The organism is Streptomyces gardneri (genome assembly GCF_006539185.1).
Classification (GTDB): Bacteria; Actinomycetota; Actinomycetes; order Streptomycetales; family Streptomycetaceae; genus Streptomyces; species Streptomyces gardneri.
The window spans coordinates 79,417-102,589 of sequence record NZ_BJMN01000021.1; the positions used below are offsets into that span (position 1 = coordinate 79,417).

25 protein-coding genes are annotated in these 23,173 nt (G+C 72.5%); 10 read left to right on the forward strand and 15 right to left on the reverse strand.

The annotated features are described in order from the left end of the window. Window positions 1-79 precede the first annotated feature (79 nt). Window positions 80-832, forward strand: coding sequence for a D-Ala-D-Ala carboxypeptidase family metallohydrolase (locus SGA01_RS16975; protein WP_141297338.1), 753 nt, complete (start codon window positions 80-82; stop codon window positions 830-832). Between the two features lie 19 nt (window positions 833-851). Here the strand turns inward: SGA01_RS16975 and SGA01_RS16980 are convergent, their stop codons facing one another. Beyond that, entirely contained in the window at window positions 852-1,901 is a 1,050-nt protein-coding gene (locus SGA01_RS16980; protein ID WP_141297339.1) for a lytic polysaccharide monooxygenase auxiliary activity family 9 protein, read from the reverse strand. Window positions 1,902-2,044: 143 nt separating this feature from the next. Next, on the reverse strand, window positions 2,045-2,713 hold the full coding sequence (locus tag SGA01_RS16985) for a response regulator (RefSeq protein ID WP_079037678.1): 669 nt from the start codon (window positions 2,711-2,713) through the stop codon (window positions 2,045-2,047). 133 nt (window positions 2,714-2,846) lie between these two features. On the opposite strand from SGA01_RS16985, the gene SGA01_RS16990 reads away from it, so the two are divergent. From SGA01_RS16990 to SGA01_RS17010, 5 genes are all read left to right on the forward strand, one after another. Further along, a complete protein-coding gene (locus tag SGA01_RS16990; protein ID WP_141297340.1) occupies window positions 2,847-3,830 on the forward strand; it encodes a Bug family tripartite tricarboxylate transporter substrate binding protein in 984 nt (327 codons plus the stop codon). A gap of 92 nt (window positions 3,831-3,922) precedes the next feature. Beyond that, window positions 3,923-4,417, forward strand: a complete 495-nt coding sequence (locus SGA01_RS16995) for a tripartite tricarboxylate transporter TctB family protein (RefSeq protein WP_141297409.1) — start codon at window positions 3,923-3,925, stop codon at window positions 4,415-4,417. 3 nt (window positions 4,418-4,420) lie between these two features. Further along, a complete protein-coding gene (locus SGA01_RS17000; protein WP_141297341.1) occupies window positions 4,421-5,917 on the forward strand; it encodes a tripartite tricarboxylate transporter permease in 1,497 nt (498 codons plus the stop codon). Next, entirely contained in the window at window positions 5,914-6,378 is a 465-nt protein-coding gene (locus tag SGA01_RS17005; protein WP_141297342.1) for a GNAT family N-acetyltransferase, read from the forward strand. Before SGA01_RS17000 ends, SGA01_RS17005 begins: the two co-directional genes overlap by 4 nt. 81 nt (window positions 6,379-6,459) lie before the next feature. Then, complete coding sequence (locus SGA01_RS17010) at window positions 6,460-6,870, forward strand: DUF6299 family protein (protein ID WP_141297343.1); 411 nt, start codon at window positions 6,460-6,462, stop codon at window positions 6,868-6,870. A gap of 7 nt (window positions 6,871-6,877) precedes the next feature. Here the strand turns inward: SGA01_RS17010 and SGA01_RS17015 are convergent, their stop codons facing one another. Further along, window positions 6,878-7,360: a ribonuclease FAU-1 family protein gene (locus SGA01_RS17015; protein ID WP_141297344.1), complete on the reverse strand. Its 483-nt coding sequence runs from the start codon at window positions 7,358-7,360 to the stop codon at window positions 6,878-6,880. Further along, window positions 7,341-8,264, reverse strand: coding sequence for a GNAT family N-acetyltransferase (locus SGA01_RS17020; RefSeq protein WP_141297345.1), 924 nt, complete (start codon window positions 8,262-8,264; stop codon window positions 7,341-7,343). The genes SGA01_RS17015 and SGA01_RS17020 overlap by 20 nt, the downstream gene beginning before the upstream one ends. Window positions 8,265-8,337: 73 nt before the next feature. Here SGA01_RS17020 and SGA01_RS17025 point away from each other — a divergent pair, with 73 nt between their 5' ends. Further along, entirely contained in the window at window positions 8,338-8,712 is a 375-nt protein-coding gene (locus tag SGA01_RS17025; RefSeq protein ID WP_055644368.1) for a GntR family transcriptional regulator, read from the forward strand. Between the two features lie 24 nt (window positions 8,713-8,736). Here SGA01_RS17025 and SGA01_RS17030 read toward each other — a convergent pair whose 3' ends face one another. From SGA01_RS17030 to SGA01_RS17045, 4 genes are all read right to left on the reverse strand, one after another. Further along, window positions 8,737-9,855, reverse strand: coding sequence for a DUF5925 domain-containing protein (locus SGA01_RS17030; protein WP_141297346.1), 1,119 nt, complete (start codon window positions 9,853-9,855; stop codon window positions 8,737-8,739). 86 nt (window positions 9,856-9,941) lie between these two features. After that, a complete protein-coding gene (locus SGA01_RS17035; protein ID WP_141297410.1) occupies window positions 9,942-10,706 on the reverse strand; it encodes a polysaccharide deacetylase family protein in 765 nt (254 codons plus the stop codon). Between the two features lie 44 nt (window positions 10,707-10,750). Next, window positions 10,751-11,887, reverse strand: a complete 1,137-nt coding sequence (locus SGA01_RS17040; protein ID WP_229918019.1) for a glycosyltransferase family 2 protein — start codon at window positions 11,885-11,887, stop codon at window positions 10,751-10,753. After that, window positions 11,884-12,714 (reverse strand): glycosyltransferase family 2 protein, encoded by an 831-nt coding sequence (locus SGA01_RS17045; protein ID WP_141297347.1) that lies wholly within the window; start codon window positions 12,712-12,714, stop codon window positions 11,884-11,886. The genes SGA01_RS17040 and SGA01_RS17045 overlap by 4 nt, the downstream gene beginning before the upstream one ends. 669 nt (window positions 12,715-13,383) lie before the next feature. Between SGA01_RS17045 and SGA01_RS17050 the strand changes: the two genes are divergently transcribed. Continuing rightward, complete coding sequence (locus SGA01_RS17050; RefSeq protein ID WP_141297348.1) at window positions 13,384-14,190, forward strand: SGNH/GDSL hydrolase family protein; 807 nt, start codon at window positions 13,384-13,386, stop codon at window positions 14,188-14,190. On the opposite strand, the gene SGA01_RS17055 is transcribed toward SGA01_RS17050, so the two are convergent. Then, window positions 14,174-15,175: a protein kinase domain-containing protein gene (locus SGA01_RS17055; protein ID WP_141297349.1), complete on the reverse strand. Its 1,002-nt coding sequence runs from the start codon at window positions 15,173-15,175 to the stop codon at window positions 14,174-14,176. The genes SGA01_RS17050 and SGA01_RS17055 overlap by 17 nt on opposite strands. Window positions 15,176-15,498: 323 nt before the next feature. Between SGA01_RS17055 and SGA01_RS17060 the strand changes: the two genes are divergently transcribed. Beyond that, window positions 15,499-15,771 (forward strand): hypothetical protein, encoded by a 273-nt coding sequence (locus SGA01_RS17060; protein WP_079037679.1) that lies wholly within the window; start codon window positions 15,499-15,501, stop codon window positions 15,769-15,771. A gap of 194 nt (window positions 15,772-15,965) precedes the next feature. On the opposite strand, the gene SGA01_RS17065 is transcribed toward SGA01_RS17060, so the two are convergent. The 3 genes from SGA01_RS17065 to SGA01_RS17075 all read right to left on the reverse strand — a co-directional run bounded on the left by SGA01_RS17065 (window position 15,966) and on the right by SGA01_RS17075 (window position 18,937). Beyond that, window positions 15,966-17,162: a CaiB/BaiF CoA transferase family protein gene (locus tag SGA01_RS17065; RefSeq protein WP_141297350.1), complete on the reverse strand. Its 1,197-nt coding sequence runs from the start codon at window positions 17,160-17,162 to the stop codon at window positions 15,966-15,968. Between the two features lie 63 nt (window positions 17,163-17,225). Beyond that, window positions 17,226-18,002 (reverse strand): ABC transporter permease, encoded by a 777-nt coding sequence (locus tag SGA01_RS17070; protein WP_141297351.1) that lies wholly within the window; start codon window positions 18,000-18,002, stop codon window positions 17,226-17,228. Beyond that, the gene (locus SGA01_RS17075) at window positions 17,999-18,937 is read right to left on the reverse strand and encodes an ATP-binding cassette domain-containing protein (protein ID WP_141297352.1); all 939 of its coding nucleotides are present in this window, start codon (window positions 18,935-18,937) and stop codon (window positions 17,999-18,001) included. Before SGA01_RS17075 ends, SGA01_RS17070 begins: the two co-directional genes overlap by 4 nt. 63 nt (window positions 18,938-19,000) lie before the next feature. Between SGA01_RS17075 and SGA01_RS17080 the strand changes: the two genes are divergently transcribed. Further along, complete coding sequence (locus SGA01_RS17080) at window positions 19,001-19,732, forward strand: TetR/AcrR family transcriptional regulator (RefSeq protein WP_141297353.1); 732 nt, start codon at window positions 19,001-19,003, stop codon at window positions 19,730-19,732. 21 nt (window positions 19,733-19,753) lie between these two features. Here SGA01_RS17080 and SGA01_RS17085 read toward each other — a convergent pair whose 3' ends face one another. Genes SGA01_RS17085 through hmgA form a run of 3 tightly spaced genes read right to left on the reverse strand, consistent with a single transcriptional unit; the run spans window position 19,754 to window position 23,162 of the window. Further along, on the reverse strand, window positions 19,754-21,043 hold the full coding sequence (locus SGA01_RS17085; protein WP_141297354.1) for a type ISP restriction/modification enzyme: 1,290 nt from the start codon (window positions 21,041-21,043) through the stop codon (window positions 19,754-19,756). Window positions 21,044-21,057: 14 nt separating this feature from the next. Then, window positions 21,058-21,807: a GntR family transcriptional regulator gene (locus tag SGA01_RS17090; protein WP_055644380.1), complete on the reverse strand. Its 750-nt coding sequence runs from the start codon at window positions 21,805-21,807 to the stop codon at window positions 21,058-21,060. 41 nt (window positions 21,808-21,848) lie between these two features. Further along, window positions 21,849-23,162, reverse strand: coding sequence for a homogentisate 1,2-dioxygenase (gene hmgA / locus SGA01_RS17095; RefSeq protein ID WP_141297355.1), 1,314 nt, complete (start codon window positions 23,160-23,162; stop codon window positions 21,849-21,851). Between the last annotated feature and the right edge of the window lie 11 nt (window positions 23,163-23,173).

The following is a 23,173-nucleotide window of genomic DNA, read 5'->3' on the forward strand; positions in this document are numbered from 1 at the left end:
CGCGTCGACGCGGCGGCCAGTCTCGGGGGTGGCCCGACATCACGGGTCACCCCCGGTCCTGTGAGGCAATGGAGGCTCGATGCCCCGACGCACCGCACGCTCCTCGTTCGTCCGCCTGCTTCTCTCGATTGTCATGCTCATGGCTTCCGCAGTGGGTGGAGTGGTGGCAACCGCCGGCACCGCCCATGCGGACGGCTGCTACACCTGGTCGCGCACCCTCTCCGAGGGATCCTCCGGCTCCGATGTGACGGAACTGCAGATCCGTGTGGCCGGCTACCCCGGCTACGGCGGGGTCCTCGCGATCGACGGAGCCTACGGCCCCGGGACCGCCGCAGCCGTCAAGCGCTTCCAGGCCGCCTACGGACTGGTCGCCGACGGCGTCGCGGGCCCCGCGACCTTCAGCACGATCTACAGCCTCCAGGACGACGACTGCACACCGGTCCACTTCTCCTACGCGGAGCTGAACACCTGCAACACCACCTGGGCGGGCGGCGCGGTGACCGCGTCCGCCGCCAAGGCCAACGCGCTGCGCACCATGTGGAAGCTGGAGGCCCTCCGCCACGCACTCGGCGACCAGTCCGTCCGGGTCACCAGCGGTTTCCGCAGTCACGCCTGCAACGACGCGGTCGGCGGAGCCGCGTCGAGCCGGCACCTGTACGGCGACGCGGCCGACCTCGGCTCAGGGCCCCACTCGCTGTGTCGCCTCGCCCAGCAGGCCCGCAACCACGGCTTCAACGGCATCCTCGGGCCCGGCTATCCCGGACACGGCGACCACACCCACGTCGACCACCGCGCCGGCCGTTTCTGGTCCGCGTCCAGCTGCGGCATCTGACACGACCGGCGCCGGGCCCCTACCCGTGGGTCCGGCGCCGCCGGGCGGCCCCGAAGAGCACGGCCGCGCCCAGCGCGAGCACGGCGGCGCCACCGATCGCGAGGTACGGGGTGGTGGCGTCGCCGCCGGTCTCGGCCAGCTCCACCCCGGACTCCGAACCGGCTGCGGGAGCAGGCGCGTTGGGCGCGGCGCTCTCGGCGGCCGGCGCCGTGGTCGCGGCGGTCGCGCTGGGCTCCGCGGCCGGCTGAGTGGCCGGCTGCGTGGCCGGCTCCGTGGTCGGGGCGGCCGTCGCGGGCGCGGCCGCCGTCTCCTCCGCCCCGGTCGACGCGTCGTGGTCCCCGTGCCCGCCGTGCTCGACGGAGGACTCGTCCTTGCCGTCCTCGATCTGCTCCTCGCTCGGCGCGGAGGCGGTCGGCGCCGGGGCCGTACCGCCGCCGCTGTCCGCCCCGAACACCACGTCCGAGCAGGTGTAGAACGCCTCGGGGGAGTCGGAGCGCTGCCAGATCGAGTAGATCAGATGACGGCCGGTCTTCTTCGGCACCGTCCCCTGGAAGACGTAGTCGCCGCTCTCCATCCGCGGGTCGGTCACCTTCGCGAACGGCTTCTCCTCCAGGTCCGCCCACGTCAGCGGCTTCGACGGGTCGTACCCGTCCTTCGTCACGTACAGCTCGAAGGAGCCCCGGTGCGGCGCCGTCCCCTTGTAGCGGAACGTGTGCCCACCCGCCTCCATCCGGCTCGCCGGCCAGTCCGCCCGCGCCAGGTCGAGCCCCCGGTACTTGTCGTTGCCCGCGCTGCACAGCTTGCCGTTCGGGATCAGCTCCCGGTGCTTCCCGGCGGCGTTCGCGATGTTCACCGCGTTCCAGTCGTAGAACGCCTGCGTCCCACTCGCCGCCACCGCCGCCTTGCACGCCGCCGACGTCGGCGACTCGGGCCCCTCCGCGTAACAGGCCGACACCCGGCTCACCGGATCCGTCATCGACCCATGGGCGAACGCGGACCCGGACGCCAGCCCGGAGAGTGCCAGCACAGCGGAGGCGGTCACGGCCGCGGTCGTACGGCGAGAGGTCATGGGGGGACAGCTCCTTCACGAGGGTGGTGTGGGGGGTTGGCTAGGAAACTAGCCGCCCGGAACCGTGAAAAAGCCCGTGGAGAGCGGGAGATGGCGATCCTTAGGATCGCTTTAAGGTGGAGGAAAGAGGCGCCTGAGGAAAGTCAGCCCAGCCGTCGGTAGCGGCGTTCCGGGCGGCCCGTTCCGCCGTAGCGCAGGGTGATCTCCGCGCGGCCTGTCTGGGCGAAGTACTCCAGGTAGCGGCGGGCGCTCACTCGGGACAGGGCGCCGGCCTCCGCGCATTCCGTCGCCGAGAGGCCCTCCGGGTGGGCGCGGAGGATCGAGTCGACCAGGTCGGCCGTGTGGGCGGCGAGGCCCTTCGGGAGTTCGCGGGAGCCCCGGGGGCGGGTGCCGAAGATCTGGTCCACGTCCTCCTGGCGGGCCTCGGCCAGGTCGTCGAGGCGGGTGTGGAGGGACGCGACGTGGCGGAGCTGCTCGTGGAGGGCCGCCTGGGTGAACGGCTTGATCAGGTAGTGCAGCGCGCCGGCGCGGAGCGCCGAGCGGATCGTGCCCACGTCCCGGGCCGCGGTGATGAAGAGCGCGTCCATGCCCAGGCCCGCCGCCCGCAGCTCCCGCAGCACCCGGATCCCGTCCATGTCCGGCAGGAAGACGTCGAGGAGTACGAGGTCGGGGCGGAGCCGCTCGGCCGCGCGCAGCGCCTCGGCGCCGCTGTGCGCGACCCCGGACACGGTGAAGCCCTCCACGGCCGACACGTAGCGGCAGTGCAGCTTGGCGACCATGAAGTCGTCGTCCACCACCAGCACATTCGTCACGCCGACACGCTAGGTCGCGACCACAAGGACCACAACGTCCATTGATTGCGGAAGAGAGACAGCTTCTTCACGTACGTGCAACATGTGGGCCACCTCACACCCCCATTTACCTCCTACCTGAGAGGCGGCACACGTGCGTCTGCGCACCCCCCTCGCTCTCCTCGGGTCGGCGTTGCTGGTCCTCGTGGGTCCGCCGCTGCTCACCACCGGCAGCGGATCCGACACCGGCACGCAGATACCCGGACTGCGCTTCATGGTCCCCAACACCCCCGGCGGCGGATACGACATCACCGCCCGTACCGCCGCCAAGAACGCTGAGGAAGCGGGCCTCACCGGCGACATCGAGGTCTTCAACCTGCCCGGTGCAGGCGGCACCGTCGGTCTCACCCGGCTCGTCGGTGAACGCGGCAACGGCCGCCTCGCCATGTCCATGGGCCTCGGCGTCGTCGGCGCCGTCCACACCAACAAGACCCCGAGGACCCTCGCCGACACCACTCCGATCGCCCGGCTCACCGAGGAGCAGGACATCGTGGTGGTCGGCAAGGACTCCCCGTACAAGACCATCCAGGAGCTGCTCGCCGCCTGGAAGAAGGACCCCGGCAAGCTGCCCGTCGGCGGCGGCTCCTCGCCCGGCGGGCCCGACCACCTCGCTCCGATGCTGATGGCCCAGGCCGCCGGGATCGCCCCCAAGGACGTCAACTACGTCCCCTTCGACGGCGGCGGCGAACTCCTCGCCTCCATCCTCGGCAACAAGGTCGGCTTCGGCGTCTCCGGCGTCGGCGAGTACCTCGACCAGATCAAGGCGGGCGAGCTGCGTCTCCTCGCCGTCACCGGTCCGAAGCGGGTCCCCGGCCTCGACGCCCCCACGCTCCGCGAGGCGGGTCTCGACACCGAGTTCACCAACTGGCGCGGCATCGTCGCACCGCCGGGCCTCTCCGACGCCGAGCGCGAGAAGCTCGTCGGGCTCGTGACGAGACTCCACGACTCGCCGCAGTGGCGCGAGTCCCTGAAGACCCACGGCTGGAACGACGCCTTCCTGCCCGGCGAGGAGTTCGGCGACTTCCTCACCGCGCAGGACGAGCGGGTCGGTACCGTCCTCAAGGAGCTCGGCCTGTGACCGCCCACCCGAACCCCAAAGCGACCCCCGACCCCGACGCGAACCCCGACGCGAACCTCAACGCGACCCCCGACCCGAGGCCGAACCCCTCGGTGAAGAACTGGCTGCGCGAGCGCTCCGAGCTCGGCGTCGGCGTCCTCCTCTTCCTCCTCGGCGTCCTCGTCCTCACCGACGCCCTCACCCTCGACACCGACGTCACCGGCCGCGGCCCCGTCGGCCCCGCCACCGTCCCCGTCGTCGTCGGCTGCGGCCTGCTCGTCGTCGCCGTCCTCCTCACCGTCGACGTCCTGCGCGGCGGCCGAGGCGAGGCCGAGGCCGGCGAGGACATCGACCTGACCGAGCCCGCCGACTGGCGCACCGTCCTGCTCCTCGCCGGGGTCTTCCTCTCCTTCGCCGTCCTCATCGGCCCCCTCGGCTTCCCCGTCGCCGGCGCGCTCCTCTTCTGGGGAGCGGCCTACGCCCTCGGCAGCCGGCACCTCCACCGCGACCCGCTGATCGCGGCCGCCCTCTCCTTCTTCACCTACGGCGTCTTCGACAAGCTGCTCGGCGTCCCGCTGCCCGGCGGCCCGCTGATGGGAGTGATCTGATCCATGGATTCCCTGTACTCCCTCATCGACGGCTTCGGGACCGCCCTCACCCCGATGAACCTGCTGTGGGCCGCCGTCGGCGTGCTCCTCGGCACCGCCATCGGCGTCCTGCCCGGCATCGGCCCCGCCATGGCCGTCGCCCTGCTGCTCCCGGTGACGTACGGACTCGAACCGACCGGCGCCTTCATCATGTTCGCCGGCATCTACTACGGCGCCATGTTCGGCGGCTCCACGACCTCGATCCTGCTCAACACCCCGGGCGAGAGCGCCGCCGTCGTCGCCGCCATCGAAGGCAACCCGATGGCCAAGGCGGGACGGGGCGCCCAGGCGCTCGCCGCCGCCGCCATCGGCCACTTCGCCGGCGGCATGATCGGCACGATCCTGCTCGTCGTCCTCGCCCCGACCGTCGCCGCACTCGCCGTCGACATCGGCGCCCCGGACTACTTCGCGCTCATGGTCCTCGCCTTCATCGCGGTGACCTCCGTCCTCGGCTCCTCCCGCATCCGCGGCCTCGCCTCCCTCCTCATCGGCCTCACGATCGGCCTCGTCGGGCTCGACCAGATGACCGGCCAGCAGCGCCTCACCTTCGGCTCGCTCCAGCTCGCCGACGGCGTCGACGTCGTCATCGTCGCGGTCGGTCTCTTCGCGATCGGCGAGGCCCTGTGGGTCGCCGCGCACCTGCGCCGTACGACGGGCGAGGCCATCCCCGTGGGCCGGCCCTGGCTCGGCCGGGACGACGTGCGGCGGACCTGGAAGTCCTGGCTGCGCGGTCCCTTCATCGGCTTCCCGTTCGGCGCGATCCCGGCCGGCGGCGCCGAGATCCCCACCTTCCTCTCGTACGTCACGGAGAAGCGGCTCTCGAAGCACAAGGAGCAGTTCGGCAAGGGTGCCATCGAGGGCGTCGCCGGACCCGAGTCGGCGGCCTCCGCCTCCGCGGCGGGCACGCTCGTCTCGATGCTCACCCTCGGCCTGCCCACGACCGCCGTCGCCGCCGTGATGCTCGCCGCCTTCCAGCAGTACGGCATCCAGCCCGGCCCGCTGCTCTTCGAGCGGGAACCCGAGCTGGTCTGGGGCCTGATCGCCTCGCTCTTCGTCGGCATGGTGCTGCTGCTCGCCCTCAACCTGCCGCTCGCGCCGGTCTGGGCGAAGCTGCTGCGCATCCCGCGCCCGTACCTCTACGCCGGCATCCTCTTCTTCGCCGCCGTCGGCGCGTACGCGGTGGGCGGCGAGGCGCTCGACCTGGTCATCCTGCTCGTCGTCGGTCTCATCGGCCTCGGCATGCGGCGCTACGGACTTCCGGTGCTCCCGGCCGTCATCGGCGTCATCCTCGGCCCGGCCGCCGAACAGCAGCTCCGCCGCGCCCTCCAGATCAGCGACGGCTCCCTGACGGGCCTGGTGAACACCCCGTTCTCGGTCACCGTGTACGCCGTCGTCGTGGTTCTCCTGGCCTGGCCCCTGTCGGGGCGGGTGATCAGCCGCCGCCGTAACGTGTCGGCATGATCCACGAGACACCCCGCCCCGCAGTCCCCTCCGACGTGCCCGCGGTGAAGGCCGTGACCGATGCGGCCTTCCACCACTACATCGATCGGATCGGTCTCGTGCCGGCGCCGATGGAGGCCGACCATGCGGCGAACGTGGCCGCGGGGCGGGTGTTCGTCGTCGGTGACCCGGTGGCCGGCCTCGTCGTGGTGGTCCCCGAGGCCGACCACCTCTACCTGGACGAGGTCGCCGTCCACCCCGACGCCCAGGGCACCGGCCTCGGCCGTGTCCTCATGGAGTGGGTGGAGGCACGGGCGCGGCAGCTCGGCCTGCCCGAGGTGCGGCTGCTGACCAACGCGATGATGTGGGAGAACCAGAAGCTGTACGAGCGGTACGGCTACGAGGTCGTCGAGCGGCGCGCGGACGGACCGTACGATCGTATCCACTACCGAAAAGTGCTCAACTCGCCCCCGATGGGGTGAGTTTCGGACATGGAACGGCTTGATCCGGTATCCCTGGCGGGCAGTACTTCCAACCCCCCACGCCCCGAAGGGACCCCGCTCATGCGCGTCCGTACCGCCCTCGCCGCAGGCGCCCTGCTCGCCGTCGCCGTCGCCCCTCTCGCTCACGCGGGAGGGGTCGACGGCCTGTCGGTCCACGGATACGGCACCGTCGCCGACGACAGCACCGTCACCCTCTCCGGCACGTACCGCTGCACCGACGACAGCGAAGGACCCGTCTTCGTCAGCTCCACGCTCCGCCAGGGGGACCGTTCCGCCGGGATCGGCGGCACCCAAGCCGTCTGCGACGGGCACCTCCGCGAGTGGGTCAACACCTCCGTCGTGAAGGACCCCGCCTACCGGCCGGGCGCCGCCCGGGTCGAGGCCACCCTCGTACAGCTCACGGCCGACGAGCTTGGCCTCCCGACGCCCGGCTTCCTCGCGACGGAGGAGTCGGACGTCGAGCTGCGCTGACCGCCGACTACCGGTCCAGCAGGTCGATCAGGCCCTCACGGCCGAGCACTTCGAGCTCGTCGAGGGCCACGACGGCGCGGTTCGCCGCCTCCGGGTCGGTGGCGGCGAGGCCGCTCGCCTCGAACTCGTCCTCGTCGAGCCGCAACACCTCGCTGCCGTCCGCCGACACCCACAGGTCCAGGTCCAGGTCCTCGACCACCACCCCGGAGCCGTCGATCTCGGCGGGCCGGGTGATGTCGCAGTACCAGCCCTTGAGGGTGCCGTCGCCGGACCACACCTCCTTGACCGTGTACCAGCGGTCCCGCCAGTAGTGCTCCACGAAGACGTCGCCCGGCTCGAACCGCACGAAGCCGAAGTCCCGTACCCCCTCGGCGGCCCACGGGGCGCGGACCGACAGGCGGCCGCCCTCCTCCGTGAGGACCTCGGCCGGGTAACGGATCTTCGTCCGCCCCGCCTTCATCAGGGTGATCTCAACCGATCGTCCGGACATGCCGTACCTCCACCGCGCCGATCTCGTATCCGAACTGCTTGTTGATCGCCAGCATCGGCTCGTTGCCGGTGTCGTTCCCCGTGAACGCCTCCACGCAGCCCGCCGCGCGGGCCCGGTGCAGGGACGTGTTCTTGACGAGCTTCGCGAGACCGCGGCCGCGGAAGGCGGGGGCCGTGCCCGTCATCCCCGAGGCGTACCGGCCCAGACCGTCCGTCTGCGCCGCGCTGAACGCGGCGGGCACCCCGTCCACCACCGCGACCGTCGTCAGCGTCCGGTCGAGGAGGGGATGGGACCAGGTGGTCTCCCGCCAGTGCGCGAAGTCGTCCATCTCGACCCCCACGTCACCCGGCTCGTCGGCGGTCGTCACCGCGTCCAGCTCGAAGAGCGGCCGCGGATCGTCCGCGAAGTCCTCGGCCGTCAGCAGCTCGACACCGGCCGGCGGCTCCTGGAGCGGCGGCAGTTCGGCCGCCGCCAGGTCCAGGCGGAGGAAGTACGCGGAGCGGCTCGGCGCGTAGCCCCGGCGCTCGGCCCAGGTACGGTTCCGCGGCTCGTCCAGGGCCCAGGTGTACAGCGTGCGGGCACCCCGCTCCGCGACGTGTTCCTCGCCGGCGCGCAGCAGCAGCGTGCCGGCGCCGAGGCCCGCGTGCGCCGGGTCCACGTACACGTTGACGTAGCCGATGCCGGGCTCCGGCGCGTCGTGCGCGATCCCCACCTGGGCCGTCCCGATGACCGTGCCGTCCGCGCTCACGGCGACCAGCGGGCGGTAGTGGCTGTCGGGGTGGGCATGCGCCCAGTCGAACACGAGCTGCTCGGCGGTCGCGAGCATGAAGGGCAGTGCGGCGCGGCGGACCCGGGCGAAACCCTCGGCGTCCTCGGTCCGTACATCACGGACGATCACAGTCATGTGGTCGCACGCTACGTGTGGATGGTGGCCGCCGCCTCCCATTTTCCCGTGGGGTGGGGGCAGAATCGGAGGGGTGACACTCACCATCGCCGTGGACCACGAATCCACCACCGCTCCCTACGAACAGCTGCGTGCCCAGATCTCGGAGCGGGCCCGGTCGGGCAGACTGCCGGTCGGATACAAGCTGCCGACGGTACGCGGGCTCGCGGAGCAGCTCGGCCTCGCCGCGAACACGGTCGCCAAGGCGTACAAGGCACTGGAGTCGGACGGGGTGATCGAGACCCGTGGCCGCCACGGGACCTTCGTCGCGGCGGCCGGCGACGCGGCGACCCGCCGTGCCGCCACCGCCGCCGCCCAGTACGCCGAGGAGGCCCATCGCCTCGGCCTCGGCCGGGCGGCCGCGGAGGCGGCCGTGAGCGAGGCCCTGCGCGCGGCCTACGACAGCTGACCGGTCCCTGACCGCGGTCCGGCTCTACAGGTAGAGCCCCGCCCCCGCCGTACGGGGCTCCGGGAGGTCCGCCGGGGGCGTGCCGCGGCGCAGCGCGAACAGCTCCGCCAGCGTCGCGCCCTCGCGCGGCACGCCCTCCTCGCGCCCGAGCCAGGAGACCGACTCCGCCCTGGTCATCTGTCCGACCTCGATCCGGGCCAGACAGCGGCCGGGGCGGACCACGGCCGGGTGGAGCCGCTCCAGGTCCTCGTTGGTGGTGACCCCGACCAGGACGTTGCGCCCCTGCCCGAGCAGCCCGTCCGTCAGGTTGAGCAGCCGCGACAGGGCCTGCCCCGCGGTGTGCTTCGCCTCGCCCCGGATCAGCTCGTCGCAGTCCTCCAGGAGCAGCAGCCGCCAGCGGCCCTTCGCCGTCCCCTCGTCCTCCCCGATGGCGATGTCCATCAGATAGCCGACGTCGTTGAACAGCCGCTCCGGGTCCAGGACGCAGTCCACCTGGCACCACTCCCGCCAGGACCGGGCCAGGGTCCGCAGCGCGGACGTCTTGCCCGTCCCCGGCGGCCCGTGCAGCAGCAGGAGCCGGCCCGCGATCGACTCGGGGGTCACCTTCATCAGCCGGTCCATGGACTCGGCCACCGGTGCCGAGTAGTTGGGCCGCACCTCGTCCCAGGTCCCGGCGCTGATCTGCCGGGTGGTGCGGTGCGGGCCGCGCCGGGGCGACACGTACCAGAACCCCATCGTCACGTTCTCCGGCTGCGGCTCCGGTTCGTCCTTCGCCCCGTCGGTCGCCTCCTTCAGGACGCGCTCCGCGAGCTCCGCCTCCGTCGCCGTGACGGTGACGTCCGCGCCGCGGTTCCAGCGGGAGATGAGCAGCGTCCAGCCCTCGCCCTCGGCGAGCACGGCGCTGCGGTCGTCGTCCTTCGCGGCCCGCAGCACCCGGGCGCCCGCCGGAAGGAGCGTCGCCTCGGGCTTGACCCGGTCCAGGGTGGTGCTGTGCGAGTGCGGCTGCTCGCCGGTCGCGAAGCGGCCGAGGAACAGCGCGTCGACGACGTCCGACGGCGAGTCGCTGTCGTCGAGGTTGAGCCTGATGGGCAGCGACCGCTGCGGCTCGGACGGTACCGGTGGGGTGTCAGCCATGGCGCCCATGATCCGGCAACCGGGCATTCCGTGCACCGTGTTTTGAACGGGACGTTCCCCCCGGTGGCCGGTCCGTCCGCCGGTCCGGCGGTACGTCAGATCCAGTGGCCCCGCGTCGCACCCCGGGCGCGTCGCACCAGTGCGTAACCCTTCGTCATGGCCCGGTCCGCCGCGAAGTTCCGGCCGATCGCCCGGCCTTCCACGAGCCGGGTGAACTCCTCGATGTCCGTCGACCGCCGCACGGTGACCCTCTCCAGGGCGTACGGCCCCTGACAGCGGCAGGCCAGGGCGTTGCCGACGGCGAGCGCCTGGGTGAAGCCGGCCTCCCGGACCGTGCGCCGGACCCGCCGGCTGGAGTATCCGTAGGGGTACGCGAAGGAGGCCGGGGCGCTCCCGAGCTCCTCGCCCACGATCTCCCGGCAGCGCAGCGTCTCGAAGCGCAGCCGCCGCGCGTCGATCTGGTCGAGCTGCGGATGGGTGTGGCTGTGGCCGCCGATCTCCGTGCCGGCCTCGGCCAGTTCGCGGACCTGCTCCCAGTCGAGCATGGTGTCGAGCGCGCCGCCCTCGTCGTGCTTGCCGCGCAGCCAGCCGGTGGAGACGAAGACGGTGCTCGCGAAGGAGTGCCGGGCGAGCACCGGGAGAGCGTGCCGGTGCACGCCCTCGTAGCCGTCGTCGAAGGTGATGAGGAGCGGCCGGGCGGGCAGCGGGAGGCCGGTGCGCCAGGTGGCGGCGAGCGCGGCGGTCGTCAGCGGGGTGAAGCCGCGCTCGGCGACCACCGCCATCTGCGCGGCGAAGGCCTCGGGGGTGACGGAGAGCCCGAGGGTGGCGGGGGCGGGATCCCGGTCGACGGCGTGGTACATGAGGACGGGCACGCCCCGGGTGTACGCGGCGTCGGACTCGGCGCTCACGAGGAGGCCCCCTCGACGACGCCGTCCTGGGCCGCGCTGTCCTCGACCGCTCTGTCCTCGACCGCGCTGTCCTCGACCGTACGGCTCTCGACGGCGCTGTCCTCGACCGCACTGCCCCTGGCCGCGCCCTCCTCGGTCCGCTCGATCGGGCCCCAGGAGAAGGTCGGTCCGCCGCGCCGGGTCCGCAGGGTGCCGAGCGCGTAGCCGCCGGCCGCGACCGTCACTCCGGTCACGATCGCCCCCGCCCGTCTCGCGCCGCCTGACCGGCCGCGTAGCGCGTCACGCACCCCGCGCAGCACACCGGCGGGCAACACCCTTGTCGTGTAGCGCCGTTCGGACTCCAGGCCCTTCTGCGCGCCGACGCTCCGTGCGACGAGCGCCTTGGAGAGCCCCTCGGCGTACACCCGGGTACGGAAGTAGCCGAAGCGCTCGCGGACCGCGGGCACCTTGTGGTGGATGACCGCCCGGTCGTCGATCAGCAGGACCGCCCCGGGCATCGCCTTGGAGAGCCGGATGCACAGCTCGGTCTCCTCGCAGCCGAGGGGCCGCCGGTCGCCGTCCCGGCCGATGCCGGTGGCGAAGCCGCCGGCCGCGTCGAAGGCGGTGCGGCGGAAGGAGGCGTTGCCGCCGAGGACGTTGCGCACGCGGGCCCGGCCCGGGGGTAGGCCCCGGTACGTACAGCCGACGACCCAGTCGAACTCCTCGGGGAACCAGGCCGGACGGCGGCCGGAGGCCCAGGCGGGCAGGGTCCGGCCGCCGACGGCCATGACCTCGGGTCCGTCGTAGGCGGCGGCGAAGTGGTGGAGCCACTCCGGCTCGGCGACGGCGTCGTCGTCGAGGAAGGCCACGAACTCGCCACGGGAGGCGGCGATTCCGGTGTTGCGGCCGGAGGAGAGGCCGCGGGGGCCCGCGTTGGCGAGCACCCGCACCTCCTCATGGAGCCGCTCGTCCGCGTACTCCTCGGTGAGCCGTTCCAGGAGCCGCTCGTTGTGGTCGACGACGAGCAGGGTCTCCAGCGGCGGCAGTGACTGCTTCCGTACGGACTCGACGGCGGCGAGGATGTCCTCCCACCGCTCCTCCGTGTAGACGCAGATCACCACCGAGAAGCCGTGCGGGGACGTGCGGTCGCTCAAGACACCTCTCCCCGAGGGACGTTGACCGAGAACGCGGCGGGCCGGCGGCGGGCCGCCTTACGGACGCCCTTCTCCTTGAGGATGACCTTGAGGACCCGGATCCCGTCGCGCACGGCGTTGAGGTTGCTCACGCCGTGGATGCGCAGGTACTCGTGGCTGGGCACTTCCTGGACCTTGAGGCCGGCCTTGACGACCCGGATGTTGATGAGGGTCTCGATCTCGAATCCGGTGCAGTCGAGCGTGACCTTGTCGAGGCAGTGGCGCCAGAAGGCGTTGTAGCCGTAGCAGAGGTCGGTGTAGCGGGCGCCGAACTTGCGGTTGACGAGTGTGCAGAGTGCCCAGTTGCCGAGTCGGCGAATGGTCGTCATGTCGTCCGTGCCGCCGCCGTTGGCGAATCGCGAGCCCTTGGCGAAGTCGGCGCCGCCGACGAGGGCGGAGACGTAGGAGACGATCTCCTGGCCGTCGGCCGAGCCGTCGGCGTCGACCATGACGATGATGTCGCCGGTGCAGGCGGCGAAGCCGCTGATCAGGGCGTCGCCCTTGCCCTTGCCGACCTGCTTGACCACCTTGACGTCCGGCCGGAGTTCACGGGCGACGTTCACGGTGTCGTCGGTGGAATTTCCGTCGACGAGGACGACTTCGTGGATCCATTCCGGCAGCGTCTTGAAGACGTACGGAAGATTTTCCGCCTCATTCATCGCGGGAATGACGACACTCACCGGGGGAGTGATCGCCAAATGCGAAGTGATGGCGCGGTACTGGGCCGCTATTCGACTCGGCTCGGTCATTTCTTGGCCCGTAGTGGCCGGGCGCAGGAACGAGCTCATGGGTCCTGATTCCCTCTCGTCCGGTGGGCCGCCCACCCCTTGGGCGGTCCGATGGTGTGTCCGGTTCGAAAGGGGGGTGCTCGCTTCGCCCACGCGGGATCGACTGTAGAGTCGATCCCCTTGTGGGACCGGCGAGTTGGCATGACTGGCCGCGCGGTACCCGCGACCCGGCGCACATACGGACACCGAGCACGGCACCCCCCTACCGCGCCCCGCACCGGAGCCATCGCGACGCTAGAGCCCTCCCCTGAGCCGCTTTGCTTGATGGTCCTGTGCGGGTGAGATGTACGACGGTATTGATGAATGGGACTGTATGGCAAGTCCCGGCTCGGTGACCCGCTTTTCCGCAGTTTGGTGAAGCTTCGTCGGTCAGATGCGTAACTGTCCCGGTCGGATTCGGTCAATCCGTTTGCATGCAGGGAACAGTGATGCGGGATCACGCTTCTGTGCTTTGTTGTGCGAACGTGTCGTGAATGTGTCGCGGTCGCGTGCGATCCATTATCGGGAGCGGAAGTTCCGCTTCCTGTATGGCCGGATCTCGACTGTCGCCACCGGAGGCTCGCCTGAGCGGCGCTGGAGTCCGGCACCAGTTTTGACATGAACACTTCCGGTGCGGCGGATCCGATGCTACTACCTGGTAGCGCAGAGATCCTGCTACAGGGAGGTTCCATGAGACTGCCCCGCTTCGCGGCCCTTTCGTCCTCGCTCCTGCTCGGCGCCGTCCTCACCCTCACCGGGGTGAGCGCGGCTCAGGCGGCCGAAACCGCCGCCCTCGACTATGTGGCGCTGGGGGACTCGTACTCCTCCGGTGTCGGTGCCGGCAGCTATGACAGCGCCAGTGGCGACTGCAAGCGCTCCACGAAGGCGTTTCCGGTGCTCTGGAAGAACGCCAACGCCCCCTCGTCCTTCGCGTTCACCGCTTGCTCGGGCGCCCGAACGGGTGATGTGACCGCCAATCAGCTCGGACCTCTCTCGGCCGCCACAGACCTGGTCTCCATCACGATCGGGGGAAATGACGCCGGTTTCGCCGACGTCATGACGACCTGTGTGCTGCAGTCCGAGGCCACCTGTATCAACCGCGTGAATCAGGCCAAGGCCTACGTGGACTCCACGCTGCCCGGCAAGCTCGACTCCGTCTACACGGCCATCAGGAACAAGGCGCCCGGCGCCGAGGTCGTCGTCCTCGGCTACCCGCGCTTCTACAAGCTGGGCGGCAACTGCGTCGCCGGTCTGAGCGAGGCCGAGCGCAGCGCCATCAACGGCGCCTCGGACTACCTCAACGCCGCCGTCGCCAAGCGTGCGGCCGACCACGGCTACACCTTCGCCAGCGTCGTCCCGCCCTTCACCGGCCACGAGATCTGCTCGGGCTCCGCGTGGCTGCACAGCGTCAACTGGCTCAACATCGGGGAGTCCTACCACCCGACCGCGGCCGGACAGTCGGGCGGCTACCTGCCGTCCTTCAACGGGGCGGTGTAGCGGATCCGTCCTTCGTACCCGTCGAGCCGGGACCGGCCGGAGCGGTGCTCGTGACCCCGCCCGGACCGGGACCGGCGCCCGGTTCCCCGTCCCGTACGAGGTGGTACGTCAACGCCCCGGTGATCAGCAGGGTCCCGACGAGCCCGGCCGCCAGGACCGGGCCCCGGCGGGGCCGTGCCGATCGCCGGGGCGGCCGCGCTCCCGCGGGCCCCGGTGACGGACCCCCGCCGCGCGGCCCGTCGTCGCCACCGCTCCCGCTCCTCGGGCGGCTCGGAGTGCCGGAACTCGTGCGTGAGGACCCCTCGGCCGCCCGTGGCGCACCGCCCGGGGCCGATCGCCTCAGCTCGCGCTCGGCCTGATCCGCCGTCAGGGCCGACCCGGAGTCCTCGCCGAGGAGCCGGCCGATCACGGAGGTCAGCGGCCCGGGCCGGCCTCCCACGGCGTTGTCGAGGAGCACCCCGAGGGACCGCAGCTCAGCCGCCGCGTCCCGTGCACCCTCCGGTGGGGCGGTGATCCCCGTACCGAATCCCGTCACGACGACCCGCCCGTCGTTGGCGAGCAGGACGTGTCCCGGGTCCACGCCCCGGTGGGGGGCGCCCGCCTCGCGCGCCGCCCGGAGCGCGGCGAGCACCTCCGCACCGACACGGGCCGCCTCCGGGGGAGGCAGCGGACCGCCGGCCTCCAGCGTCTCGGCGAGGCTGAGGCCGCGGACCAGCTCCATCACGACCCACGGCCGGCCGTCCTCGGTGGCCACGCCGTGCACCCGCACCACCGAGGGGTGGGAGATACGGGCGGCCGCCCGCGCCCCGCGCTCCAGGCGCGCGTACAGCAGGGGGACTTCGTCGGCCGGGAGCCCGTCCGGGGCACGGAGCTCCTTGAGGGCCACCTCGTGGACGAGCGTCTCGTCGAGGGCGCGCCAGACCGTGCCCGTCGCCCCTTCCGCGAGGACGTCCAGCAGCCGGTAACGACCCGCGATCACCGTCATGGCTCCACGGTAACCGAGCGGTGTCCTTCCGACTCCGGTCCGTACGGGACCGGGCGGGCCGGAGCGGTGGAACGATCTTGGTGGCGGAGATCACACCCGTCCGCGTGGCCGGTGGGCGCCGCCCTCGGTGCAGGATGGTTCGTGACGGTTCGACAGGTGTTCGAGGCCTGTCCAACTCACCCTGGAATCAGATGGATTCGCACAGTGACCGTCAACCCTCGTACGGGGGCGGTGAATCCCGTCGGCGGGATACACGGGTGTGACGGTGGAGCGATAGGGTTAACCTGCCCGGGCCGGGTGCCCTTGTACGGGTGGGGAGTGACATGGAACAGATAGCAATGCGCAGCAGGCCGCGAGTGCCTGCCATCACCTGCGGGAGCAGCGCGACGAGTTCGCGCCTCGACCGCCATCTCGCGGTGCTCGGCGGTCCCGCCGTGCCGCAGCGCGAGGTGGCCGAGGCGACGCTGCTGATGCGGGAACTGACGTCGCGTATGCCGGAGGCGCCGGTGCACAGCCACCGCGGCCGCAGCGCACGCGTCTCGCTCTTCGCCCCGCTCCGCCGGCTGCGCCGCTCGCTCTTCGGCGCGCGCCACTAGAGGGCCGGGGGTCGGGCCGCGTACCCCGAGGTCGCCCGCCCGCTCCGACCGCTCTCCCGTACGACCCCGCTCGCGACAACGCCGGACGTGTCCCCGCCCGTCCGGCGTTCCGTCGTGTCCGGGCCGGTCGGCCGCCCCTGAGGTGCCGAGGGGCCTCGACCGTTGCGCCGGCCCCTGGTGCGCCGGGCGGTTCGTCAGGCGATCACGCCCGCGCTCCTGAGCTCCTTCACCTCCGCCTCGGGCACCCCGAGCTCCCCGAGGACCTCGTCCGTGTCCTGCCCGAGCGCGGGGATCCGGTCCATGCGCGGCTCCGGCCCGTCCGGGAAGACGATCGGCGGCAGCAGTGAACGCAGCGGCCCGACCGGGGAGTCCACCGGCCTCCAGCGGTCCCGGGCCGTCAGCTGGGGATGGTCCGCGAGCTCCGCGACCGAGTTCAGCCGGGCGCAGGCCACGCCCGCCGCGTCGAGCCGCGCCAGCGCCTCCGGGGCCGTGAGCGGGGCCAGCGCCTCCGCCACCACCGCGTCCGTCGCCGCACGCCCGGCGACCCGCGCCGTGTTCGTCGCGAAGGCCGGGTCCTCGGCGAGCTCGGGGCGGCCGATGACCTGTTCGGCGAGCCGCCGCCACTCGCGGTCGTTCTGCACGGAGAGCAGCACCAGGCCTCCGTCGGCCGTCGGATAGGCGTCGTACGGGGCGATCACCGCGTGCGCGAGCCCCGTTCGCGCCGGGCTCGTGCCTCCGTGCGACCCGTGGTGCAGCGGATGCCCCATCCACTCGGCCAGCGAGTCGAGCAGGGAGACCTCCACCGGGCCGCCGCGCCCGGTCGTGCCGCGCCGGACGAGTGCGGCGAGGACGCCCGAGAAGGCGTACATCCCGGCGGCGATGTCGGCCGCCGGGATCCCCGACTTGACCGGCTGGTCCGGGGTGCCGGTCACCGAGACGAGCCCCGCCTCGCACTGCACGAGCATGTCGTAGGCCCGCTTGTGCGCGTACGGACCCGCCGCCCCGTATCCCGAGACGTCCACGGCGATCAGCCGCGGGTGCGCGGCGCACAGCGTGGCGGCGTCGAGACCGAGGCGGGCCGCGGCGCCCTGCGCGAGGTTCTGGACGAAGACGTCGGCGCCGGCCACCATGCGCCGGACGAGCGCCAGACCCCGGGGGTCCTTGAGGTCGACCGCCACCGACTCCTTGCCGCGGTTGCACCACACGAAGTGCGAGGCGAGGCCGCGGGCGGCCGTGTCGTACCCCCGGGCGAAGTCCCCGCCGTCGGGGCGCTCGATCTTGACGACACGGGCACCGAGGTCCGCGAGCTGCCGGGTGGCGAAGGGGGCGGCGACGGCCTGCTCGACGGCGACGACCGTGATCCCTTCGAGGGGGAGTGGCTGAGTGCTCATGACAGCCCTGCCTACCCTGCCGGGCCCGGCCTTGTCATCAGGGGATACGTCACCCCGGCCCGGTCAGCGACGGGCGTAGCGGCGGACCGCGAGCGGGGCGAAGAGCGCGATCAGCACGAGCGACCAGAGCAGCGCCCCCGCCACCGGGTGCGCCACCGGCCAGGCCGCGTCCGTCGGTACGGGCGCATTGCCGAAGAGCTTCCGTACGGCCGTCGTGACCGCCGAGATCGGGTTCCACTCGGCGATCGTCCGCAGCCAGCCCGGCATGCCGTCGGTCGGGATGTACGCGTTGGAGAGCAGCGGCAGCATGAAGGAGGCGCTGCCCAGCTGGCCGGCCGCCTCCTCGCTCTGCGAGGCCAGGCCGAGCAGGATGCCGATCCAGGTCGTCGCGAAGCGGAAGAGGAGCAGCAGCCCGAAGGCGCCCAGGGCCTCCAGGGCGGTGCCCTCGATCCGCCAGCCCATGGCGAGTCCGACGAGGAGCAGCGGGACCGTGCCGACCGCACTCGCCACCAGGTCGGCGAGGGCCTGCCCGAGGGGGACGGCGGCCCGGCTCACGGGCAGGGTCCGGAAACGGTCCATGACGCCCCGGTGCGAGTCCTGCGCGGCCTGGAACATGCCGGTCATCAGGCCGCCGGACGCCGTCGCCACGAGGATGCCGGGGACCAGATAGGCCCGGTACTCGGCGCCCGGCACGGCGAGCGCGCTGGCGAAGACGTACCCGAAGAAGAGCAGGAAGACGATCGGCATCGTCTGGGTCATGACGGTGATGGCGGGGGCGTGCCGGATCCGCTGGAGATGGCGGCCGAGGACGGCGGTCCCGTCGTGCACGAGCGCGCTCACGCGGCGGGCTCCTTCCGGGCGGTGAGGCGCAGGAACACCTCGTCGAGGGTGGGCGGACGCAGGGACGCGTCGACGATGTGGACCCCGGCGGCGTCGATCTCGCGGACGAGCCGGGGGAGGGTGAGGGTGGTGTCCGCGGTCACCGCGCCGACCGTGCGCCGCTCGGCGTCCAGGACCGGGGCCGCGCCGGTGAGCCGGTCGAGGACGGCGGCGGCCGCCTCCAGGAGCGAGGGGTCGGCGACGACGACCTCGGCGTGGTGGCCGATGAGCGCCTTGAGCTCGGCGGGTGTGCCGCGCTGGGCGACCCGTCCCTCGTCGATCAGGACGATGTCGTCGGCGAGCTGGTCGGCCTCCTCCAGGTACTGGGTGGTCAGCAGGACGGTCGTGCCCTCGGCCGCCAGCTCCCGTACGGCGTCCCAGATGCCGTTCCTGCTGTGCGGGTCGAGGCCGGTCGTCGGCTCGTCGAGGAAGAGGACGTCGGGCCGGACGAGGAGGCTCGCGGCCAGGTCGAGGCGGCGCCGCATCCCGCCCGAGTACGTGCGGGCGGGCCGGTCGGCCGCGGCGGTCAGGTCGAAGCGCTCCAGGAGTTCGCCGGCGCGGGAGCGCGGGGCGCGCAGCAGCCGGGCGAAGAGCCGGAGGTTCTCGGCGCCCGTCAGGTCGCCGTCGACGGAGGCGTACTGGCCGGTGACCGCGATCTTGCCGCGGACGCCCGCCGGGTCGCGCACCACGTCGTGCCCGGCGACCCGCGCGCTGCCCGCGTCGGGTGCGACCAGGGTCGTCAGGACCCGGACGGCGGTGGTCTTGCCGGCTCCGTTGGGGCCGAGGACGCCGCAGACCGTGCCCTCGGGGACGGCCAGGTCGAGCCCGCGCAGGGCGTGGACCTCCCCGTATCGCTTCCGCAGACCCTCACTAAGTACAGCGTACGTAGTCGTCATGGCGCGACCATACCCCACTACGTACGGTGTACGTAACTACGATGGGGGTCGAGGTGATGATCCATGGCGGGCCGAGCGGCCGAACCGGAAGTGATCTGGGCCCGGCCCGAGCGCGCGGGCCGCGGTCCCAGACCGGCCTACAGCCGGAGCGACATCGTGGCCGCCGCGGTCCGCGTCGCCGACGCCGACGGCATCGACGCGGTCTCGATGCGCCGCCTCGCGGGTGACATCGGCTGCGGCACGATGTCGCTCTACAACTACGTCCCGCGCAAGGAGGACCTGTACGAGCTGATGGTCGACGCCGTCAGCGCCGAGTACGAACTCTCCGAACCGCTCGGCACGTCCGGCGGCGACTGGCGCGCGGACATGCTCGACATGGGCCGGCAGGCGCGTGGAATCCTGCACCGCCACCCTTGGGTGATCCGCCTGATGACCACCGGCTACGCCTACGGCCCGAACGCCCTGCGGTTCCTGGAGCACTGCCTCGGCTGCCTCGACGGCCTCGACCTGCCCGGCGGCACCAAGATGGAACTGATCGCGAGCGTCAACGGCACCGTGATGACCATCGTCGCCAACGAGATCGCCCTCGCCGAGCGCGCCCGCTCCCTGCCCTGGTCCGGCGAACAGGAACAGGCCGTCCGCGGCGCCTATCTGATGCGGCAGCTCGCCGGCGGCGGCTACCCCCGGCTGGCCGCGGTCCTGGCCTCGGCCGGAGCCGAACCCCTCGACCCCGAGGAGATCTTCGAGCGGACGCTGCGGCGCGTGCTCGACTCGTTCGTGCCCGCCCCGGCCTGAGGGCGCCTGCCACAGCGCCCTCTAGAGGAGGGCGAACTGGCCCTCCGGGCCCTCCTCCTGATGGTCCAGTACGGACGCGGGGCGGCGGGCCCGGTCCGGCACGGGCAGCACTCCGGCCGCCCGCAGCTCCTCCCGGGTCGCCGTGCCGGACTCCGTGAAGGCGGCGCGCTCCGGCTCCCGTGCGCCGAGCAGCGCCAGGACCGTGACCAGGTCGAGCAGTTCCGAGGTCCACTCCTGGGGCCAGCCGGCCGGGCCCATCGCCTCCAGAGAGCCCGGCTCCGCCGGCGCGGTCCGGTGCGCGAACCACTGCTCCAGGACGCGCACCCCGCCGACCCGGAACTCCCAGGCCTCCGGCGGTACGGGGGAGATCCGGCCCTCGCCGAGGCACAGGACCTCGTCCCCCGCGTCGTACGTCACCGCCTCGGGCCGTGCGGGGACCGCCGCCCGCACATAGGGGCGGCGCCCGCCCGGCAGCCGGGGCTTCGACCCGCTCAGGGCGCCCCGGAGCTGGACGTCGGCGAGCTCCCGGCCGAGCGCCACGCCCGCTGCCCAGACCTCCGGGTCCCCGGGGAGCGGGACGCGGCAGCCGGCGGGGGAGGGGAGGGCCGCCGCGACCGTCCAGGCGAGCCACTCCCGGGCGTCGACCTCGTGCCCGTACCGGCGGGTGAGGAAGGGCAGCAGGCCCGGCGCGAGATTCGGCTCCCGGCCGCCGGGCCGCCGGAACAGCGGGCGGATCCGGCCGGGCCTGCCCGCCGGGGAGCGGCCCTCGGGGAGCGCGGCCGTCACCAGGAGCGCGGGGCCGGCTGACCCGAGACCGGGCGCTCCGTGACCGGCTGACCCGTGACCCGTCGGCCCGTGACCGGCCGACCCCTGACCGGCCGCCCCGGGGACGTACCCCTGCTCGACGGCGAAGATCTGGGGCTCGCCGACGACCCGCCACAGCTCGGGGCGCGCGGTGTCGATGAGCCGGTGGTCGGGGAGCAGCCACTGCTCGTCGAACGGCCCCTGCGCGACCCGTACCGGCTCCGGGAACGGGCCCGACTCGCGGGCGAAGCGCGCGGTCCCGGTGCGCTGACCGGGCAGGGCCGCCACCGCGCTCGACGGCGTCCGCGCCCGGCTCGGGCGGAAGAGCGCCTCGCGCTCGGCCCCCTCGGCGGCGGTCAGCCGGTCCCAGCGGGCCCGCAGGGTCCGCACGTCCGGCGCCACGATCCAGGACCGCCCGAAGCGGAGCGGCGCGACGGACCACGGCATCAGGTCGTCGAGGAGGGGCAGGTCGTCGTCCGCTCCGGGCGCTGTCGTCACGCCCCGCATGCTAACGACCGCCCTCAGTGCGCCTCCACCGTGACGGTGAAGGAGAAGCGGTCGCCGCGGTACCGGATGCGGGCCACGTCGACGACCCTGCCGTCCTCGTCGTAGGTCACACCGGTGTAGTGGAGGATCGGCGAGAGCAGCGGGACCTGGAGCAGGCCCGCCGTCTCCGGGTCGGCGAGGCGGGCCTCGACCGTGTCCGTGATGCGGCTGATCCGCACCCCGACCACGTCCCGCAGCACCTTCGTCATGGGCCAGCGCTCCAGGTCGGCCGGGTCGATCGAGGCCGCGAGCTCGGGCCGCACCGCGTTCTCCACCCAGTTGGTCGGCTCGCCGCTCTCCCCGTCACGGCGCAGTCGCCGGTACGCCACGACCTCCGCCACGTCCGGGAAGTACTCGGCGAGCTCGCCCGGCACCGGCTCCGCGCCGTGGCCGAGGACCGTCGTCCGCTCGCCCGACTGCTGGGCCACGATCGCGTCGATCGAGCCGAGCAGCCGGCGCGGGGTGGAGCGGCGGGCACCCGGCTCGATGAAGGTGCCGCGCCGCCGGTGCCGGCTGATCAGGCCCTCCTCCTCCAGCTCCTTGAGGGCCTGGCGCATGGTCAGCACGCTCACGCCGTAGTGGGCGGCGAGCTGCTCCTCGGTGGGCAGCCGCAGCGAGGCGTCGGGCGTGCGGCCCAGTATCGAGGCGCGCAACGACTGCGAGACCTGATACCAGAGCGGCAGCTTGCGGTTCAGGACCAGCGAGTCGGGAGCGAAGGCGGTCACGTGTTCTCCGTACGAGGGCCTACGGGCTTACGGCCACGACACTACGGCCGGAAGTGGCGCTCCAGACCCTGCCATACGTCGTCGTACCCCTTCTGCAGATGGTCGGCGTTCGCGGCTTGCGGGGTCGCGGTCACCGGCCAGCGGGTCTCGAACATGAAGGCGAGGCCGTCGTCGATCCGCTGCGGCTTCAGCTCTGCCGCGCTGGCCTTGTCGAAGGTCTCCCGGTCGGGGCCGTGCGCGGACATCATGTTGTGCAGCGAGCCGCCGCCGGGCACGAAGCCTTCGGCCTTGGCGTCGTAGGCGCCCTCGATCAGGCCCATGTACTCGCTCATCACGTTGCGGTGGAAGTACGGCGGGCGGAAGGTGTCCTCGCCGACGAGCCAGCGCGGGGCGAAGACGACGAAGTCGACGCCCGCGAGCCCCGGGGTGTCGGAGGGCGCGGTGAGGACCGTGAAGATCGACGGGTCGGGGTGGTCGTAGGAGATCGTCCCGATGACGTTGAAACGGCGCAGGTCGTAGACGTACGGGGTGTGGTTGCCGTGCCAGGCCACGACGTCCAGGGGGGAGTGGCCGTAGGTCGCCGACCACAGGTGGCCGCAGTACTTGTTGACCACCTCGACCGGTCCCTCGACGTCCTCGTAGGCGGCGACGGGGGCCCGGAAGTCGCGGGCGTTGGCCAGACCGTTGGCGCCGATGGGGCCGAGGTCGGGGAGCTGGAAGGGCGCCCCGTAGTTCTCGCAGACGTAGCCCCGGGCGGTCTCGTCCAGGAGCTCGACACGGAAGCGGACGCCGCGGGGGATCAGCGCGACCTCGCCGGGGTGGGCGGCGAGCAGGCCCAGCTCCGTGCGGAGCAGGAGGCCGCCGCGCTCGGGGGCGATCAGCAGCTCGCCGTCGGCGTCGCCGAAGACCCGCTCCATGGAGGCGTTGGCGTGGTAGAGGTGCACGGCCATGCCGGTGCGCTGGGTCGCGTCGCCGTTGCCGCCGAGGGTCCACAGGCCGGCGAGCCAGTCGGTGCCGGGGGCGGGCTCGGGCAGCGGGTTCCAGCGGAGCCGGTTGGGGTCGGGCACGGTCTCGGTGAAGGGGGCCCCGCGCAGCGTGCCGTCGTCGATCCGGGTGAACGGCGGGTGCGCGGCCGAGGGGCGGATCCGGTAGAGCCAGGAGCGGCGGTTGTGCGCCCGCGGCTCGGTGAAGGCGCTGCCGCTGAGCTGCTCGGCATAGAGGCCGAGGGGTGCGCGCTGCGGCGAGTTACGGCCGTGCGGCAGTGCACCGGGGACCGCCTCCGAGCTGTGCTCGTTGCCGAAACCGGTGCTGTAGGTGAGCGCCTCGGCCGTCTTCCTGGCCTGCTCCGTGGTCATCGCCCGCTCCT